Origin of the sequence: Acidisarcina polymorpha (assembly GCF_003330725.1) — a bacterium.
Taxonomy (GTDB): domain Bacteria; phylum Acidobacteriota; class Terriglobia; order Terriglobales; family Acidobacteriaceae; genus Acidisarcina; species Acidisarcina polymorpha.
Genome location: NZ_CP030840.1, coordinates 1,289,232 through 1,304,933, shown reverse-complemented (window position 1 = coordinate 1,304,933; position 15,702 = coordinate 1,289,232). Strand labels below are relative to the sequence as shown.

The window sequence follows — 15,702 nt, the reverse complement described above, 5'->3', positions numbered from 1 at the left end:
CCCTATCCCGCGGTTGCATACACTGCAGGTTGCAGCTATGCGGTCTTTCTTGCGTCAGTTTCGTTGTACTAGCTGTTTGTCGTTTTCGCTTCTGTTAGCCGCGATTGGCGCGGCTGGCCAGAACAACGAGACTCCGGCAGCCAGTGCTTCGTCTTCGCAAGCGCCAAGACAGCCGGTACCGCCGAAGCCGCCTGCGCTGGTCGATCCCGCCGGGCCGGCGATCAGCCTGGAGACCAGCGAAGCCCTCTTTGATGTTGCCATTGCGCTGAATACCTGTGGTTATGACCAGGAACTGGAGAGCTCTGACCCGCTCCGTCAGCGGATCCGCGACGAGTTAAACCAGTATCTGCAGGGGTCAGCGGAGGCGCGCGATGCGCGGGACCGGGTTTGCACTTATATTGCCGGACACCGGCTCGCCGATTCGGGTCGCGATCTGGCTCAGTATATCTCCCTCGCGCTCTATCTGACGCCACCTCCTGAACTCACACCCAGTGTCGATCTCACCGAGATGCCGCCGGATTCAACCCAGGTGGTGGAGATCCTTCCCTTGCTGCGCAGCTTCGCCGAGGCTGCGCAACTCCATGTCATCTGGGTAGCAAACCGCAACGCCTATGAGGAAGAAGTCAACCGGCTGCATGACCCCTTGACCAAGATGATCCTGGCCACGAATCTCTACTTGAAGATGCCTGCGGGTGGATACGACGGCCGGCGCTTCCTGGTGGTGATTGAGCCGCTGCTCGCACCAAGCCAAACCAACGCACGCGTCTATGGAACAGATTATGTTGTGGTCGCCTCGCCGGTAAATGGAAGCATCAACATGCAGCAGGTCAGGCACACCTATCTTCATTATGAGATTGAGCCGCTGCTGTTTGCCCGCGCTTCGTCCATGGATCGGCTGCTGCCATTATTGAAATCGGTGCGCGAAGCGCCACTGGATTACACCTTCCGCAGCGATATCGTGGCGCTGACGATTGAGTCGATGATTCGGGCAGTTGAGGCGCGAACGCTGGATACGGGCATTCCCGAGGTCAAGGCGCCTACCCCCGATCTTCGCCGCGTCGATCTTGAGCGCGCTGATCGCGAGCGCACCGCCTATCTGCAAAAAGTCGGCGCCGCCCGCCAGCAAGCCGTGGATACGGCCATGTCTCAGGGGTATGTGCTCACCCAGTATTTCTATGACGCGTTCGGGTCCTTTGAGCGCGATTCCGCCAGCTTGAAGGAAAGCATCGGCGAAATGGTCTACGGTATGGATGTCGAGAGCCAGATCAGTCGCGCCAAGCATGTCCAGTTCTCGAAGACTGGCACGTCGGATGTGGTGACTCATGCTTCACGACAGTTACATGGCCTTGACCTTGCCGAAATGAAGCTCATCAAGGGAGACAAGGCGGGCGCCGCGCAACTGGCGCAGGCGGCTATCGACCAAAAATCCGGCGATCCAGCTTACGCCGATTACATCCTGGGCCAGGTGGCGCTGCTCAGCGGCAATATGGATGACGCTCAGGCGCGGTTCGGGGACGCGGTGCGGCTCTCGAAGGACCCGAGAACGCTGGCCTGGGCGCATATTTATCTCGGCCGCATCCACGACGTCGAGGAAGAGCGGGAGCAGGCGGTGGCGGAGTATAAAGCTGCTCTGACGGTCCGCGACGGCCAAGCGGATACGAAGCAGGCAGCGGAAAAGGGCTTAAAGCAGCCCTTTGCTCTGCCGCATCAGGCGGATTCCTCGGATGAGGGAACCAGCCCCGCGCCGGTTAAGCCAAAGTAGTCCCGCAAGACCGTTCATGTCATGGCGTTTGGCCCGTTGCCGTTACGTAATGGATCTAGGGGAGTTTTGCAGACGGCGCTCTGTATCGGGGACACTGGCGCAAACAAAAGCCTCCGGCTTGATTGACCGGAGGCTTTTGTGCGTCTGAGATCCTGACTAACTGATCTCGAGCACATCCCGAGTCTTGGCAGACTGAGCCACTGCCAATGCGGCGACCTGCTTGGCTACTTTGAAGAACTGATCTCCTTGAGGCGAACCTTCGCCAGCGAGAGCTACCGGAAGCCCGGTGTCGCCGCCGTGCCGGATCTCCGGGTCGAGCTCTATCGATCCCAGGAAAGCGATGCTGAATTGCCGGGCCATGCGGTCGGCGCCCCCCTTGGAGAAGATGTCGATCTCCTGATGGCAATGCGGGCAGGTAAAGTGGCTCATGTTCTCAACAATGCCCAAGACTTCGACATTGACTTGATGAAACATCTCGAGGGCTTTGCGCGCGTCCTGTAGGGAGACATCAGACGGGGTCGAGACCACGACGGCGCCAGTGAGTGGCACAGTCTGGACGAGCGAAATCACGACGTCGCCGGTTCCAGGGGGCAGGTCGACCAGCAGGAAGTCGAGTTCGCCCCACTCAACCTGCTGAAGAAACTGGCGGATGATCTGGTGAAGCATCGGCCCGCGCATGACCATGGGCTTGTCGCCCGGGGAGATGAAGCCGATTGAGATTACTTTCACGCCGTGTGCCAGGATCGGCTCGATCATGTTGCCCTCAAGAATGCGGGGCTGTTTGCCGGAACCCATCATCAGCGGGACATTAGGGCCGTAGATGTCGGCGTCGATGAGGCCGACCTTATGGCCGAGTTTAGCGAGCGCGACGGCTAGATTGACTGCCAAAGTGGTCTTGCCGACGCCGCCTTTGCCAGAGCCGATTGCGACGATATTCGCGACTCCGGGAAGAGATTGGGGGGTGGGCGCGACGCCGTGGGTAGATGCTGCCATGGGAATGACTCCTCTCTCTAGTATGACAGTTGACGTGGCATTTATCAGGAGATGACAAGGTTCAGCCGCCTACGCGCCACTCAAGCCCAGGTCGGGTTGAATGGCGCACCAGACTCCCATTCATGCCAACGCCGGCTTGAAGGGAGCACTCAGGCGGAGTGGGGCATCCTGCACCTATTTAGCCTGAGTGAGCGGGGGGGTGGTTTGGTGGTTGGGGCTGGACTTGCTGGCCATGCGGCGCTCGTGTTCCCGCTGGCGATTTTCGCGCCGTCGGCCGGCGTCTTCGTAGCGGCGAATCTCTTCCTCGGTCTCCGGCAGGAGCTTGGGAACCGGGACGCTGCGTCCTTGCGAATCCACTGCCACGAAAGTGAGGTAAGCCGAGGCGACGTGGCGATGAGTGCCGACGATCGTATTTTCGACCCAGACCTTGACGCCCACCTCCATCGAAGTGTTAAAAGCGCGATTGAGCAGTGACTTGAGGATCAGCAGGTCCCCGACATGGACAGGTGCAATGAAGTCGATATGGTCCATGGAAGCCGTAACCACATGAGTCCGGGAGTGGCGATAGGCAGCCATCGCGCCGACGAGGTCAATGAAGTGCATCAATCGGCCGCCGAGCAGGTTGCCGAGAGTGTTGGTGTCATTCGGCAGAATCAATTCGGTCATCTCTGACTGCGATTCACCTCCCCGCCGAACAGGAAGGGAGTGGCCGGTGAATTCCATGGATTGCTCTCTTTCGCGCTACTGCCAATGTTAGGTTCTAGATTCAAGTTTGGGCATTTCAATGAATTTAAGCAAATCGGCATCGATGGGTTTCGAATCCTTCTCTCCACCCCTTGTGCGTGGTGAAATAGGTTTATGGACAAGATTGCGATGTTGAAGGAGATCCTCGCCCAGCAGCCCGCCGATGCTTTCGCGCGATATGGCTTGGCCATGGCTTACGCATCGGAAGGCGATGCAGGAACCGCAGTAGCGGAGTTCGACCGGTTGCTCGCCGAGCATCCCGACTATACTGCAGGGTATTTCATGGCCGGCCAGACGCTTGCGAAGGCTGGCCGGACCGATGAAGCGAAGAGCCGCCTGCGGGAAGGCATCGCTAGTGCGCAACGGACAGGGAACCAGCATGCCCTCAACGAGATGCAGCAACTGCTGGATGAACTCGAGGGCCAGGTCTAACTAAAATTCCTGAAAAGGCATAATCCAATCAAAGAGATGGATCCGGGCGGATGTCCGGACCCTATCTATTCGCGCATAATTGCAGAAGTCATGAAGATCCCCCTGTTCCCGCTCGACGTGGTGCTCTTTCCCGGAGCGCCGCTGCCATTGCACATTTTTGAGGACCGCTACAAGGAGATGGTGACTAGCTGTATCGAGCGGCAAATGCCGTTCGGAGTTGTCCGTGCGCAAAGCGAAGGGCTTGCGGTCGTAGGTTGCACGGCTCAAATCGTAACCGTGCTTCAGCAATATGCCGACGGACGGATGGACATTCTCTGCGAAGGCGGCGAGCGTTTTGAGATCGAATTGTTGGACACTTCACAGGCTTACCTGCAGGCCGAAGTGGATCGCTTCCTCGATCTTGGCGAAGAATCCAGCCGCGAAGAGCGTGCGCAATGTACCGCTCTCCATCTCGAAGTCATGGAGTTGATCGGGTTGAACGATAATCAAGCCTCGCCGCGGAATCTCGCGATTGATCTCGATGCGCCGGTTTCTTTCACCCTTGCCTGGACACTGCCGGCTGACCTTAACTTCAAACAGGAGTTGCTGGTCACGCGTTCCGATGCGGAGCGGACGGCAAAGCTACTGGCCTTCTACAACGCGATCCTGCCCAAGCTGCGGCGTGGCGCGCAGACTTCCCGGGCGTCGGGCCGCAATGGGCATGTCATGTAGCAGGACCGCACAGCGTCATTGAGTTCGGGTTAAATGATTCGACCTGACGCAAATCGATTCCCTTCGATCCCACGCCATAATCGAATCGTTTGCGACGATCGTCTACTCTAGAGTCATACTTGTCCCATACGGCTTCGTTCACTCGATTCAGCGGTCGAGGCCATCAGGAGTCTTTCATGTCCGTAGTGCGTCCTATTCCGAACTCCTTGCCGCTCGACCTAGGCGGCCTTCGTGCCAGCCCGCAGTTCTCCGAGGCGCGCCTCAAAACGCGCAGTGTCAAAGAGGAGTTGCGTGGAAACCTGATCTGTCGCCTTCGTACCAAGGAGACCATCTTTCCCGGGATCGTGGGCTATGAAGATACCGTAGTGCCGCAGATCGTGAACGCTGTTCTTTCTAAACAGAATTTCATCCTGCTGGGGCTGCGCGGGCAAGCGAAGAGCCGCATTTTGCGGGCACTGACCGCAATCCTGGATGAACGTTTGCCCTATGTGGCGGGATGCGAGATTCGCGACAATCCCTATGACCCGCTGTGCAAGCGCTGCCGCGACCTGATCGCCGAGAAGGGCGATGCGACGCCAATTGCGTATCTTACCCGCGACGAGCGCTATGTGGAGAAGCTGGCAACGCCGGACGTGACCGTCGCCGATCTGATCGGGGACCTCGATCCGATCAAGGCAGCACGCGGTGGCCAGGATCTGTCAAATGAGCTGACCATGCATTATGGATTGCTGCCCAGAGCAAACCGCGGTATCTTCGCCATCAACGAGCTGCCCGATTTAGCCGGCAAGATCCAGGTCGCCTTGTTCAACATCATGCAGGAAGGCGATGTGCAGATTAAGGGTTATCCGGTGCGCCTGGCGCTGGATGTTGCGCTGGTCTTTAGCGCCAATCCGGAGGACTATACGGCACGCGGGAAGATTGTCACTCCGCTGAAAGACCGGATCGGGTCGGAGATCCGGACCCACTACCCGGAGACCATCGAAGAGGGGATCGCGATCACTTCGCAGGAGGCCTGGAGCGAGCGCGGAAGCTTGGAGACGGAGGTACCGCAGTATGTTCGCGAGATCGTCGAGCAGGTGGCCTTCTCGGCACGCGAAGATAAACGCGTCGACAAGCGCAGCGGAGTGAGTCAGCGGCTTCCGATCTCGACCATGGAACTGGTCGTCTCGAATGCCGAGCGTCGAGCGCTCACTCATGGCGAGACGCTGGTGTTGCCCAGGGTCAGCGACCTCTATGCGGCGCTTCCGGGGATTACCGGCAAGATCGAGCTCGAATACGAAGGCGAGATGAAAGGCGCCGACGTGGTCGTTCGTGAGCTGATCCGGACTGCCGCCGGCAAGATTTACGACAAATACTTCTCCACCATCAATACCCAGCAGATAGAACAGTGGTTCAACCTCGGCGGGACCGTCAAGCTTGATGACGACCAGCCGACAGCCTCGGCGCTCACCGACTTGAAGGAGATACAAGGGCTCTTTGAAAAGCTTTCCGCCGTGGGAGTGAAGAGTTCCGACATTCCGCAGCGAGTCGTCGCGGCGGCGGAGTTCCTGCTCGAGGGGATGGTCGCTCACCGCAAGCTGAGCCGCAGCGAGGAGCGGGGGTTTGCTTCTCCGGACAAGGTCCAGCGGAAGCAGGAGCGCCTCGATCCTGAGGGAGACTACCAGGACTGGCAGCAGCAACAGCGGCGGTCAAGACGCGGTGGTTTGAACTAGGGCGCGGCGGATTGAACTAGACCGCGAGGTGGAACCATGAAACGTGTTCGCTACACCAAGTACAACGGCGACCTGGCCTCCGAGATGGAGATGGACGACCTGTTGAAGGCGCTCTCCGACTACCTGCTTAATTCAGGGTACCGAGACCCGTTCACGCGCTTCTCTGAGCTCGACCACACCATGGACGACCTCAAAGAGGCGTTGAAGCAGGCGCTTGAAGCGGGCGACTTGTTCGATGAACAGCTTCAGCAGAAGATCGACGAGATGGCGGCGGACGGCAAGCTGGATGAGTTGATCGAGAAGCTGATGGATCGCATGGAACAGGAAAATTACCTGTCGACGCAGCAGCCTCGCGACCCTTCGCGGAACAGTCCAGGGCCCGGTCAGGCAGGCGGACCGCAGGGAGAAGTCCGCTTCGAAGTCACCGACAAGAGCCTGGACTTTCTGGGTTTCAAGACGCTACGCGATCTACTAGGTTCGCTGGGAAAGTCGAGCTTCGGCCGTCATGATACGCGGCATTGGGCCACCGGCATCGAGACCAGCGGCGCCTCCAAGCAGTACGAGTTCGGGGATACGATTAACCTGGATACCACCGCTACCCTGAATTCGGCGATCGCGCGCGAGGGGATCACTCTGCCGCTCAATCTCGAATACAGCGACTTACACGTGCATCAGTGCGAGTATCAGAGTTCCTGCGCCACGGTGGTGATGCTGGATTGTTCGCACTCGATGATTCTTTATGGCGAGGACCGCTTCACCCCGGCGAAAAAAGTGGCGATGGCGCTCTCGCATCTTATTCGTACTCAGTATCCGGGGGACTCGCTGAACCTCGTGCTCTTTCACGATTCAGCGGAAGAGATGCCCATCTCGCAGCTGCCGCGTGTGCAGGTCGGCCCGCATTACACCAACACTCGCGAAGGGCTGCGGGTCGCCCAGCAGATTCTCTCCCGGCAACGCAAGGACATGAAGCAGATCGTAATGATCACCGACGGCAAGCCCTCGGCGTTAACGCTGCCCGACGGCCGGATCTACAAGAATGCCTTCGGACTTGATCCGCTCGTGGTAAGCGAGACGCTCGATGAGGTCGCCCGCTGCAAACGGTCCAACATCATGATCAACACCTTCATGCTGGCTTCGGATTTTGGGCTGGTGCAGTTCGTGCAGAAGGTGACATCGATGTGTCGCGGCAAGGCATACTTCACGACGCCGGATACGCTGGGCGAGTATTTGCTGATGGATTATATGCAACGAAAGATGAAGACCATTCACTGAGGTCAGTCACGAAAAGCGCCTTTGCCGGTATCGCAATGAGTGGGGCTAATCCATGCCGAAGGTTCTCCAGCGCAATGCCGTGATCGTCTTCGGACTCGCTTGCCTGTTCTACTGGTTGTTCATGTTTGCCAAACACGATCCCGCTCTGCTCGACGTCATCCCTTTTGGGGAAGACCCGTATGATGCTATTGGTTCATTTGGTGTCATAGTGGGAATTCTTGTCGCATTGCTGTCGCTCTTTCGCGCGTTTCGCCCCTACCGCGAAGCCCCTTCCGGAAAGCGACAGGTGTATCTCATCCGGTCACAGGAGGCGGTGGTTCTGGTAGTCTTCATCACCCTCGGGTCGGATGCACTCTCCATGGGCCGCCACCCTTCGATGTGGATTGGGTCAAAGTCGCAGAACATGCTCATCGCGTTACTTGGCGGCATGGCACTTGTCACGGCAGCCGTGCAACTGGCCATCCGCACCTCGCAGAGCGCTACAGAGCCCACCGCCAAAGACTGGAAAGCGGCCACAGTCGCTACTGTATTTGCAATATTGGTATTGGTCGCTTATCCAGAGCAGTTAATTCACGGCACTGCTACCCATCTGCTCACGGTGGTTGCGGGTGCCATCGTTCTCTTCGCACCGATGAGACCGTTGCTGAACGCCCTCGTGCCATACGCATCCGATGAACGTCGCACAGAAGAGATACCGGCGCGCAACCGCTCCTTAACCGCTTGGCAACGATGGGTCATGGTCGCGCTGGTTGGAGCCATAATCGGCGCTTGCGCTTTCCTGGGCGAGATCGGCGAAGGTAGCGGCGCTCGACCGGTGAACCGTCTGGCGTTACTTGCTTCTGTGTTTATTGGTCTTGGGCTCACAGGATTGCTAATCGCCTATACGTTCTTGCGAGAACCGCTGGGATTGGGATCGCAGTAGCCGGGTTGCCGCTTCTTCCCCGCTCTTCGGATCTAACTGGAATCAAACGGAATTTCCACCTCGGAAAAGCTGCCCGGTGTCGCCGCATTCGCCGTCGCAACGACCTGCGCCACATATGGCTTGATGAGTGTCCAGAGGCCTTGGCCGAGCACAACCACGGCCGTCTTCCGGCTTGCTAGATTCTGCTGATAACTGAGGTTTTTGTCGGTTGTTACCAGCACTTCAAGGCCATGCGGCTTCGGCCTCGTTTAAGAGGTCGCCGTTTTCCAATCCTGCCAGCCCACGGGCGCGGGCTTCAGTGACCGCATGATGTTCGATCAGGTAGCGGGCGAGAGTGCGCGGGGCTCCATTGTAAAAGAACCAGTATCTATGGGCGAGAAGCCGCTGCTTCCGCACTGTGCGCCGCGAGTTGTAGGACGGCTTGAACCTGTTCGCGAGTCGCTCCGAACCCCTCGACCAACTCGTCGACACTCATGTCTTGAAGGTTCTCGAACACGGTTGAAACGGGCGTCCGCGTCCCTTTGAACACCCATGCGCCGCTACGCTTACCAGGGGTGCTCTCCACGGCAGGGCATCGCGATCAATCGAGAGTTGCTGTTCTCATCTTGCTTACCCTCCGTTCCATCATAAGCGGATGCACTACGGGCAGCGGCAGTCAAACTCGCCGTCGGTAAGTCGTTCCCGCTCCGCCGCCCATTGAGCCTAGAGCACTGAAACGCGCTACTTCTGCTCGGCGGCAACCGCGGCCTCAGCCGCCTGAAAGCCGATCTTGGAGTGGGTCCCGTCGCAGAATGGTTTGTTGACCGAGGCGCCGCAGCGACAGAGGGAGACGGCGGGTTTGCCGGTCAGATCGATTTCCTGACCATCGACATTGATGAGGGTAATCGGACCTTCGACGCGGAAGGGGCCGTTCGGCCGGGTAGTGATCTTGACTGCGGTATCGGACATGCGGTGTGACACTCCTGCAAATTTTGGATGAGCTGCTTTAATTCGAGTTTATCAGCGAGCCGACTGCCGAGATACGACCGTTGACTACCGATGAATGACGGCTGCCGTAGGATCTCAGCATTCATCCAAATTCTCCATTCTCATGACGAAAGAGCTCTGTGGATGGAGGAATTCCGCAAGACCGAGAGAAAGGAAATGCCTGCGAGAACCGGCGGCGTTACCATAGCTGCAGAAAGGGAATCAACACTGAGCCAGAGTGAAAACTCCTGAGAAGAAAACCTCCGCTCCGCTGGACCTGGTGGAACGAGGGACAAGGCGCGGAAGCTCGGACAGCCCGTATCTTCGTATCTTCAAATCCAATGTCTACGTTCGGGATCTCGCCCGGAGCGTCTCCTTTTATGTGGATCAGTTAGGGTTCAGCGTCCTGGCCGATGGCCGCTTCGAATTTGGCCGGTGGATCGCCGTCGCTCCTCCCGATGGAAGCACGATCCTGGCGCTGCTCGCGCCGAAGCGGAACTCTGACAACTACAAGCTCATTGGGCGGCCGACCAACATCGGATTCATTACCGAGGACATCAATGCCACCTATGAGTTGTGGCTTAGCCGGGGAGTGCATTTTTCCCAACCGCCGCAGTCGCAGCTTTGGGGAGGAACGTTCGCCCGCTTTTGCGATCCAGACAAAAACGCATTTGAATTGATCGCTTCCGACGAGATGAGCCGAGACATTGAAGCGCAACGCCGCGCGATCGCTGAGAAGGCGGAGCTGGAAAGGCGCACCGCACAGGAGCTGGAGATTGCCAAGCAGGTGCAGGCCAGGCTTTTCCCGCAGACCCTGCCTGCGGTGGCGGGCCTCGATTATGCCGGCGTGTGCATCCAGGCCCGTCACGTCGGTGGGGATTATTATGATTTCCTGGCCTTGGGACAAGAGCGGCTGGGGTTGCTGATCGGCGATATCTCCGGCAAGGGAATGGCAGCGGCGCTGCTTATGGCCAATCTTCAAGCAAACCTGCGCAGCCAATTTGCCCTGGCTCGCGAGCAGCCGCACCTTCTATTGCGCTCAGTGAATGAGCTGTTCTATCAGAACACCGCGGACAGCTCCTACGCGACCTTCTTCTACGCCGAATATGACGGCCCGAAACAACGATTGCGATATACGAATTGCGGCCATTTGGCGGCTATCCTTCTGCGCCAGGATGACACCCTGGAGATGCTTCATTCAACCGGCACGGTGTTGGGCTTGTTCAAAGATTGGGATGGCCCCACGGTAGAGTGCCAGATGCATCCGGGAGACATGCTGGCCCTTTACACCGACGGCGTTACTGAATCCTTCAATGAAGCAGAAGAGGAGTTCGGCGAAGCTCGTCTGATCGAAGCATTGAGACGCCACCGGGCGCAACCGGCACAAGCGATTTTGGCATTGATCGTTGAGGCCCTTCGTCGATTCAGTTCCGAGGAACAACACGACGACATTACCTTAATTGTCGCCAAATGCAGCTGCGATTGAGCCCAGCTAATTTTCGCGATCTTTCGTTTCTGCTCCCGGTTCAGGCGGTGCGGCGAGTCTTAGGGGAGAACTGTTTGTATTCCGCCCTCAAAGCCGCTTCGCGCATCGGTCTCTCGTGCAGCAACAGCTCGGTCGCTTGCAGTTGTGGATTGGAGTGGAACCAGGTCTGGACGACGTTTTCGTGCAACAGGTTGAGGATGGCGAGCAGGCACATTCCCTGATGATGGGCCATCCACTCGCGAACGAGCTTGGCCTGGCCTTTCGTCTGGGAGTAATCGGCGGACTCATAGAAGCCATAGGCGCCAACCCATCCGGCTTTGGCCATGCGGCGAAGGTTCTTCATGGCCGCCGGCGCATCGGTGCCGAGCGCCAGGAAGGTGGAGTAAGGCGACACGACGGGGCCAGCGGTCGCATCCCATTTCAGCGCCATGTCGGGAATGCCGAAAGCTTGATAGTGGTAGTGGCCGGCAGGGTCCTGCTCGGCATATCCGGATTCGGAGATGCCCCACGGGATGCGATGTTTGCGGGCGAAATCACGTTGAATTTCAACCGCGGCACTTAAAGTTCGGGAAACCAGGGTGTCGGGATAGCTGCGCATCCAGAGAGATGGCATCAGGTATTCGAACATCGTGCCGGTCCAGGAGAGCAGCACCGGGCGGTTGAAGGCGATGGTGTGAGTGCGCGCCAGCTTGAACCAGCTTTGCTGGGGAATATCTCCCTTTGCCACCGCCAGGAAGGTCGCGATCCGGGCTTCGGAGGCGAGCATGTCGTATGTCGCGGTATGCAGCTTCTTGGTGGCGACTTCGTAGCCGATCGAGAGAAGCAGACGGCTCTTCTCCAGCAGAAATCCAAAATCCATTTGATCGGCGAGGTGGAATGCATCCTCCGCGATTGCCACCAGGGCAGAGTTTAACGCTTTAAGCCGAATGATGGCGTCGGGTAGCAAGGAACGAAGCTGTTCGCTGAGCACAGAGTTGGCTTGGTCGGTCGAGGTCGCCCACATGCGGTCGAGGCGTGCCTCGAGTTGAGTGGCGAACTCTGGCGCAGTGGCCAGTGCTATAGGCGTTTCAAGCGAGAAACCTAGCTGCGGGATCGCCCGCAACGGGGCGAACTCAGGCAGCATCCAGGGACGGTAGTCGCGGATAAGCTGGCTGATCGCTTTGATCCGCTGCCCGGTCTCGCGAAGCCACCAGGCAGCCTCGCCGCTAAGCTCGGTGTGCGCCGAAAAACCCTCCAGCATTTCGGTTCCCAAACACCAACTGACCCAAGTGTCATTGCTCGCTGTTTCAGGTGGAAGCGGATGGCTGGCGATCTGCTTCGGAATTCCTTTTTGCGCCAGCATCAGCTGCCAATGAGTACGCAGGCCGCCAAAGAGATTCGGTCGCAGGAGCGGAAGCTTGAGCATGGCAAGCGCCCCGGCGCGGAGCGTGTAAAGAGAAGCGGCCAGGTTGCCATTGTCCACACTGGATATTGTGACCGGCTGCAATGGCGCCAGGGTCAGAGTGTCATACCAGTTGTAGGGATGGCCGTTGAGCTTTTCAAGCTTGTGGATGCTGGCGAGCGTACGGCGAGTGAGATCGACGAACTCATGGGCGGTGATAAAGCCGAGATCCCCGGCAGCCTGGCGGGCATTGAGCAACATGCCGATGTTCGTGGTGGAAACCCGCGGCGCTTCGACGAGCTGTTCTTCCTCGACATTATCGGGAATGAGATAGTTGTGTTTCTCGCTGCCAAACTCGGCATAGAAACGCCAGATGCGCAGTGCCTGCTGCTCCAGGAAGACCGCATCTGCGGGGCTGATGCGTGCATGCTGCTCGCGGGGCGGCGCGTTGAGCCAGGCAGTGATTGAGCCGGAGAATCCCCATAAAACAAGGACGGGTACGGCGATATGGAGCGCGCCCCAGTTGAAGTACCAGATGATGGCAGCGAGCGCTATCGCAATCAGGGGCATTGCGGCAAGGTAAGTGTCGACCGGAGTTCGCTTCTTGGACTTGGCGTTGGCTTCGGCCTCCGCAGCAGTTTCCCACTCAAGCAACCGCTGCCCGGTGATGAAGCGGCGGACGAGCGAGCGCACGATAGCGTCGAGTGAAAGCAGCGTCTGATGAGGAAGAAACGCGAGAGTGAGCAGCGAAACACCAAGTGCCTGCAAGAACCCCGAGAAGGCTTCGCCGACAGCGCCCTCCTGGTCTGAAAAGGCTGCATGGCCGAGCGAGAAGAAGAGTTGAACGATATTGGGCAGGAAAAAGATGATCAGGGTGGCAACCGTCCAATAGAGCGGACCGCCAGGCAGGCCCAGCCAACCGGCTACCAGCAGCAGGAAGGTGAACGGTTCGACGAGTGAGCGGCGCAGGTTATCGAGAATGCGCCAGCGGGAGATCGTGCTGATGGGGTTAGGCACGAAGCGGCCAGATTCGTCCGGCACCTTCGAGAACATCCATTGCGCGATCTGCCAGTCCCCGCGCACCCAGCGATGCTTGCGCCTGGTGTAGGCGCTATAGTGCGAAGGATAGTCGTCGATGACCTCGATGTCAGTGGCCAGACCCACCCGAGCATATGAGCCTTCGATCAGATCGTGGCTCAGCAAGGAGTTGCGAGGGAAACGACGGTCCAGCACGGCATGGAAACTGGCAACTTCATAGATCCCTTTGCCAGTAAAGATGCCCTCAGAATAAAGATCCTGGTATGCGTCGGAGACCGCGCGTGCGTAAATGTCGAAGCCGGTTTGCCCCGAATAAATTGCTGCCAGGCGAGAACGGGAAGCGGAGCTGACGCTGACCCCAACTCGCGGCTGCAGCAAACCGTAGCCCTCTGTGACGATGCGCAAACGCGGATCGATAATGGCGCGATTGAGCGGATGAGCGATCGCGCCGACCAGGCGGGACGCAGTGCCGCGGGGCAGTTGAGTATCGGAATCCAGGGTGATGATGTATTTGACTTGCCGCAGTACCTCGAGGTTTCCCGCCTTGACGGGGAAGGCGTCGAAGTCGCCGCGCAGATACTTGTTCAGATCAAGCAGCTTGCCGCGCTTGCGTTCCCAGCCCATCCACACGCCTTGCCTGGCATTGAAAATGCGGTGACGATGCAGGAGAAAGAAGGATCCATAGTTGCTCTCGCGATAGCGGGCATTCAGCTCGTTAATGAGGCTCAATGCCAGGTCGACCAACGGATCGGTGTCGTTCTCACGAGGCCGCGTGACAGAATCCGGCAGATCGGTAACCAGGCCGAAGTGGAGGTTGGGATCGGGATTCGCGAGGAAGCGGACTTCAAGTTCTTCCACGAGTTCGCGAAGCTGCTTCTCATTCATCAGCAACGTGGGCACAGCCACAAATGTGGCGAACTCGGCTGGAATTCCGCTGCTGAAGTCGAGCTTCGGAAGAGGATGCGCTTTGAAGAGCGCGGTGACAATGTTATTGAAGAGGTCAACGGTGCCCTGGGCGGCGGGTAACAGGAGCAGAAAGAAGGCGAGTGTCAGACCGCCGATCACCGGATAGCGAGAAGCCAAGGGCGCGATTACCGCTGCCATCAGCAGGATAGTGATGACCTCGATGCCGCCAATATAAAAATCATCGGCGTTGTTACGGATAAGCGTACGCAAACGATCGATGAAGGCGGGGCGATAACCGATGCGGCTGGCGAGCTGCGGAAATCCTTTATCGATCAGATAATAGCCGACGTGGCTGCGTCGCAGGTAGAGACGAGCGTCGGTGATGGGAAGCTTCCATGCCTCGTGAGCGAGGTCTAAGGCGGCAGAGGCTACCTGAGCTTCGGTGAACTCGGAGTAGCGGGCCACCTTCGCTATGCGCTTGCGATAGCTCTCACGAGTCTCAAAATCCATCAGCGAGTAGGAGTGTGCTGGATCCTGGCGCAAGGTGGGATCGAAAATGATCAACGACTCCAGCAGCGGGACCCAGTCGGCGAAGCCCACATCTCGAAGGGTCCTGATGCGGGTCGAGAGTAGCTTCTTTGAGGCGAGGTCTACGGTCGAGGGCGAGTCAAGCATACCCTGTGCCTGATCGAGGACCTGCTCCAGAAGATGGAACTTCATGAAGCTTGGAATCGCCCAGAGCTCTTCGAGATCGAGCGGATCGTCCAGCTGGAGTTGTTCAAGGTAGATGCGAAAAGCGTCCGGGTTCCAGACCGACTGAGTGGCATCGAAATAGGCTTCGGCGATGTATAGATTCCGCGGCAAGCTTCCCTGTTGTTCGCCCGGATGGGCGGAAGCATGGGCGGATTGCGTGACCACCCGAGGGAGCCCCGGGATCTTACGGCGCAAGGAAGCCGCCTCCAAGACGACTGCCCGGATGAGGCGGGGGTTTTCACGCAGTTCAAGGATAGGGTCGGGGGAAGTAACTTTAGAGTAGTCAGGCGGCGGCATTCGGTCGAGCTGACCGTAAAGTTTATCGAGCAAGGTGCGGGCAGCTTCCACACGGGCAGGAAATGCACCTCGTCCCTGTGGCCTTCGGGTCACACCCCAGCCGCGGGCCGTGGTACGTGCATGCTGACGAAGATGGTCGACCGAGAGGGGAGCGGCGTCAGGATTTCTTTCGTCGGCTATCTGAATGAATTCAGTCATTGATGTCAAGGTTTGTTCTGTCCAGGAAAAAGGTTTTCAGCGCTACTCCAATTGCAGCCCATTCAACATTAAATCTGTTCGCCGCAGTGTGGTTCAAACCAGCCATACGGATCCAACTGTAGATCGTCA

The 15,702-nt window shown here is 58.2% G+C and carries 13 protein-coding genes; 7 read left to right on the top strand and 6 right to left on the bottom strand.

Going from position 1 to position 15,702, the window contains the following annotated elements; genetic code table 11:
• Positions 1–37: 37 nt before the first annotated feature.
• On the top strand, positions 38–1,762 hold the full coding sequence (locus ACPOL_RS05740; protein WP_236657257.1) for a DUF4932 domain-containing protein: 1,725 nt from the start codon (positions 38–40) through the stop codon (positions 1,760–1,762).
• 156 nt (positions 1,763–1,918) lie between these two features.
• On the opposite strand, the gene ACPOL_RS05735 is transcribed toward ACPOL_RS05740, so the two are convergent.
• Complete coding sequence (locus ACPOL_RS05735; protein WP_114206210.1) at positions 1,919–2,755, bottom strand: Mrp/NBP35 family ATP-binding protein; 837 nt, start codon at positions 2,753–2,755, stop codon at positions 1,919–1,921.
• Between the two features lie 174 nt (positions 2,756–2,929).
• On the bottom strand, positions 2,930–3,421 hold the full coding sequence (locus ACPOL_RS05730; protein WP_236657256.1) for an acyl-CoA thioesterase: 492 nt from the start codon (positions 3,419–3,421) through the stop codon (positions 2,930–2,932).
• Positions 3,422–3,613: 192 nt separating this feature from the next.
• Here ACPOL_RS05730 and ACPOL_RS05725 point away from each other — a divergent pair, with 192 nt between their 5' ends.
• The 5 genes from ACPOL_RS05725 (at position 3,614) to ACPOL_RS05705 (ending at position 8,548) form a co-directional block, all read left to right on the top strand.
• Complete coding sequence (locus ACPOL_RS05725) at positions 3,614–3,931, top strand: tetratricopeptide repeat protein (protein WP_114206208.1); 318 nt, start codon at positions 3,614–3,616, stop codon at positions 3,929–3,931.
• 90 nt (positions 3,932–4,021) lie between these two features.
• Positions 4,022–4,642 carry an LON peptidase substrate-binding domain-containing protein gene (locus ACPOL_RS05720; RefSeq protein ID WP_114210613.1) on the top strand — a complete coding sequence of 207 codons (621 nt, stop codon included), beginning with the start codon at positions 4,022–4,024 and terminating at the stop codon, positions 4,640–4,642.
• A gap of 176 nt (positions 4,643–4,818) precedes the next feature.
• The gene (locus ACPOL_RS05715; RefSeq protein WP_114206207.1) at positions 4,819–6,354 is read left to right on the top strand and encodes a magnesium chelatase ATPase subunit I; all 1,536 of its coding nucleotides are present in this window, start codon (positions 4,819–4,821) and stop codon (positions 6,352–6,354) included.
• A gap of 36 nt (positions 6,355–6,390) precedes the next feature.
• Positions 6,391–7,626: a vWA domain-containing protein gene (locus ACPOL_RS05710; RefSeq protein ID WP_114206206.1), complete on the top strand. Its 1,236-nt coding sequence runs from the start codon at positions 6,391–6,393 to the stop codon at positions 7,624–7,626.
• Positions 7,627–7,678: 52 nt separating this feature from the next.
• The gene (locus tag ACPOL_RS05705) at positions 7,679–8,548 is read left to right on the top strand and encodes a hypothetical protein (RefSeq protein WP_114206205.1); all 870 of its coding nucleotides are present in this window, start codon (positions 7,679–7,681) and stop codon (positions 8,546–8,548) included.
• Between the two features lie 32 nt (positions 8,549–8,580).
• On the opposite strand, the gene ACPOL_RS33980 is transcribed toward ACPOL_RS05705, so the two are convergent.
• The 3 genes from ACPOL_RS33980 to ACPOL_RS05695 all read right to left on the bottom strand — a co-directional run bounded on the left by ACPOL_RS33980 (position 8,581) and on the right by ACPOL_RS05695 (position 9,496).
• Positions 8,581–8,769 (bottom strand): hypothetical protein, encoded by a 189-nt coding sequence (locus ACPOL_RS33980; RefSeq protein WP_201759104.1) that lies wholly within the window; start codon positions 8,767–8,769, stop codon positions 8,581–8,583.
• 146 nt (positions 8,770–8,915) lie between these two features.
• Positions 8,916–9,077 carry a DUF433 domain-containing protein gene (locus tag ACPOL_RS36065; protein ID WP_414633360.1) on the bottom strand — a complete coding sequence of 54 codons (162 nt, stop codon included), beginning with the start codon at positions 9,075–9,077 and terminating at the stop codon, positions 8,916–8,918.
• Positions 9,078–9,268: 191 nt separating this feature from the next.
• Positions 9,269–9,496, bottom strand: a complete 228-nt coding sequence (locus ACPOL_RS05695; RefSeq protein WP_114206203.1) for a CDGSH iron-sulfur domain-containing protein — start codon at positions 9,494–9,496, stop codon at positions 9,269–9,271.
• A 256-nt stretch (positions 9,497–9,752) separates the two neighbouring features.
• On the opposite strand from ACPOL_RS05695, the gene ACPOL_RS05690 reads away from it, so the two are divergent.
• Positions 9,753–11,000 (top strand): PP2C family protein-serine/threonine phosphatase, encoded by a 1,248-nt coding sequence (locus ACPOL_RS05690; protein WP_114206202.1) that lies wholly within the window; start codon positions 9,753–9,755, stop codon positions 10,998–11,000.
• A gap of 40 nt (positions 11,001–11,040) precedes the next feature.
• On the opposite strand, the gene ACPOL_RS05685 is transcribed toward ACPOL_RS05690, so the two are convergent.
• Positions 11,041–15,573 (bottom strand): glucoamylase family protein, encoded by a 4,533-nt coding sequence (locus ACPOL_RS05685; protein WP_114206201.1) that lies wholly within the window; start codon positions 15,571–15,573, stop codon positions 11,041–11,043.
• Between the last annotated feature and the right edge of the window lie 129 nt (positions 15,574–15,702).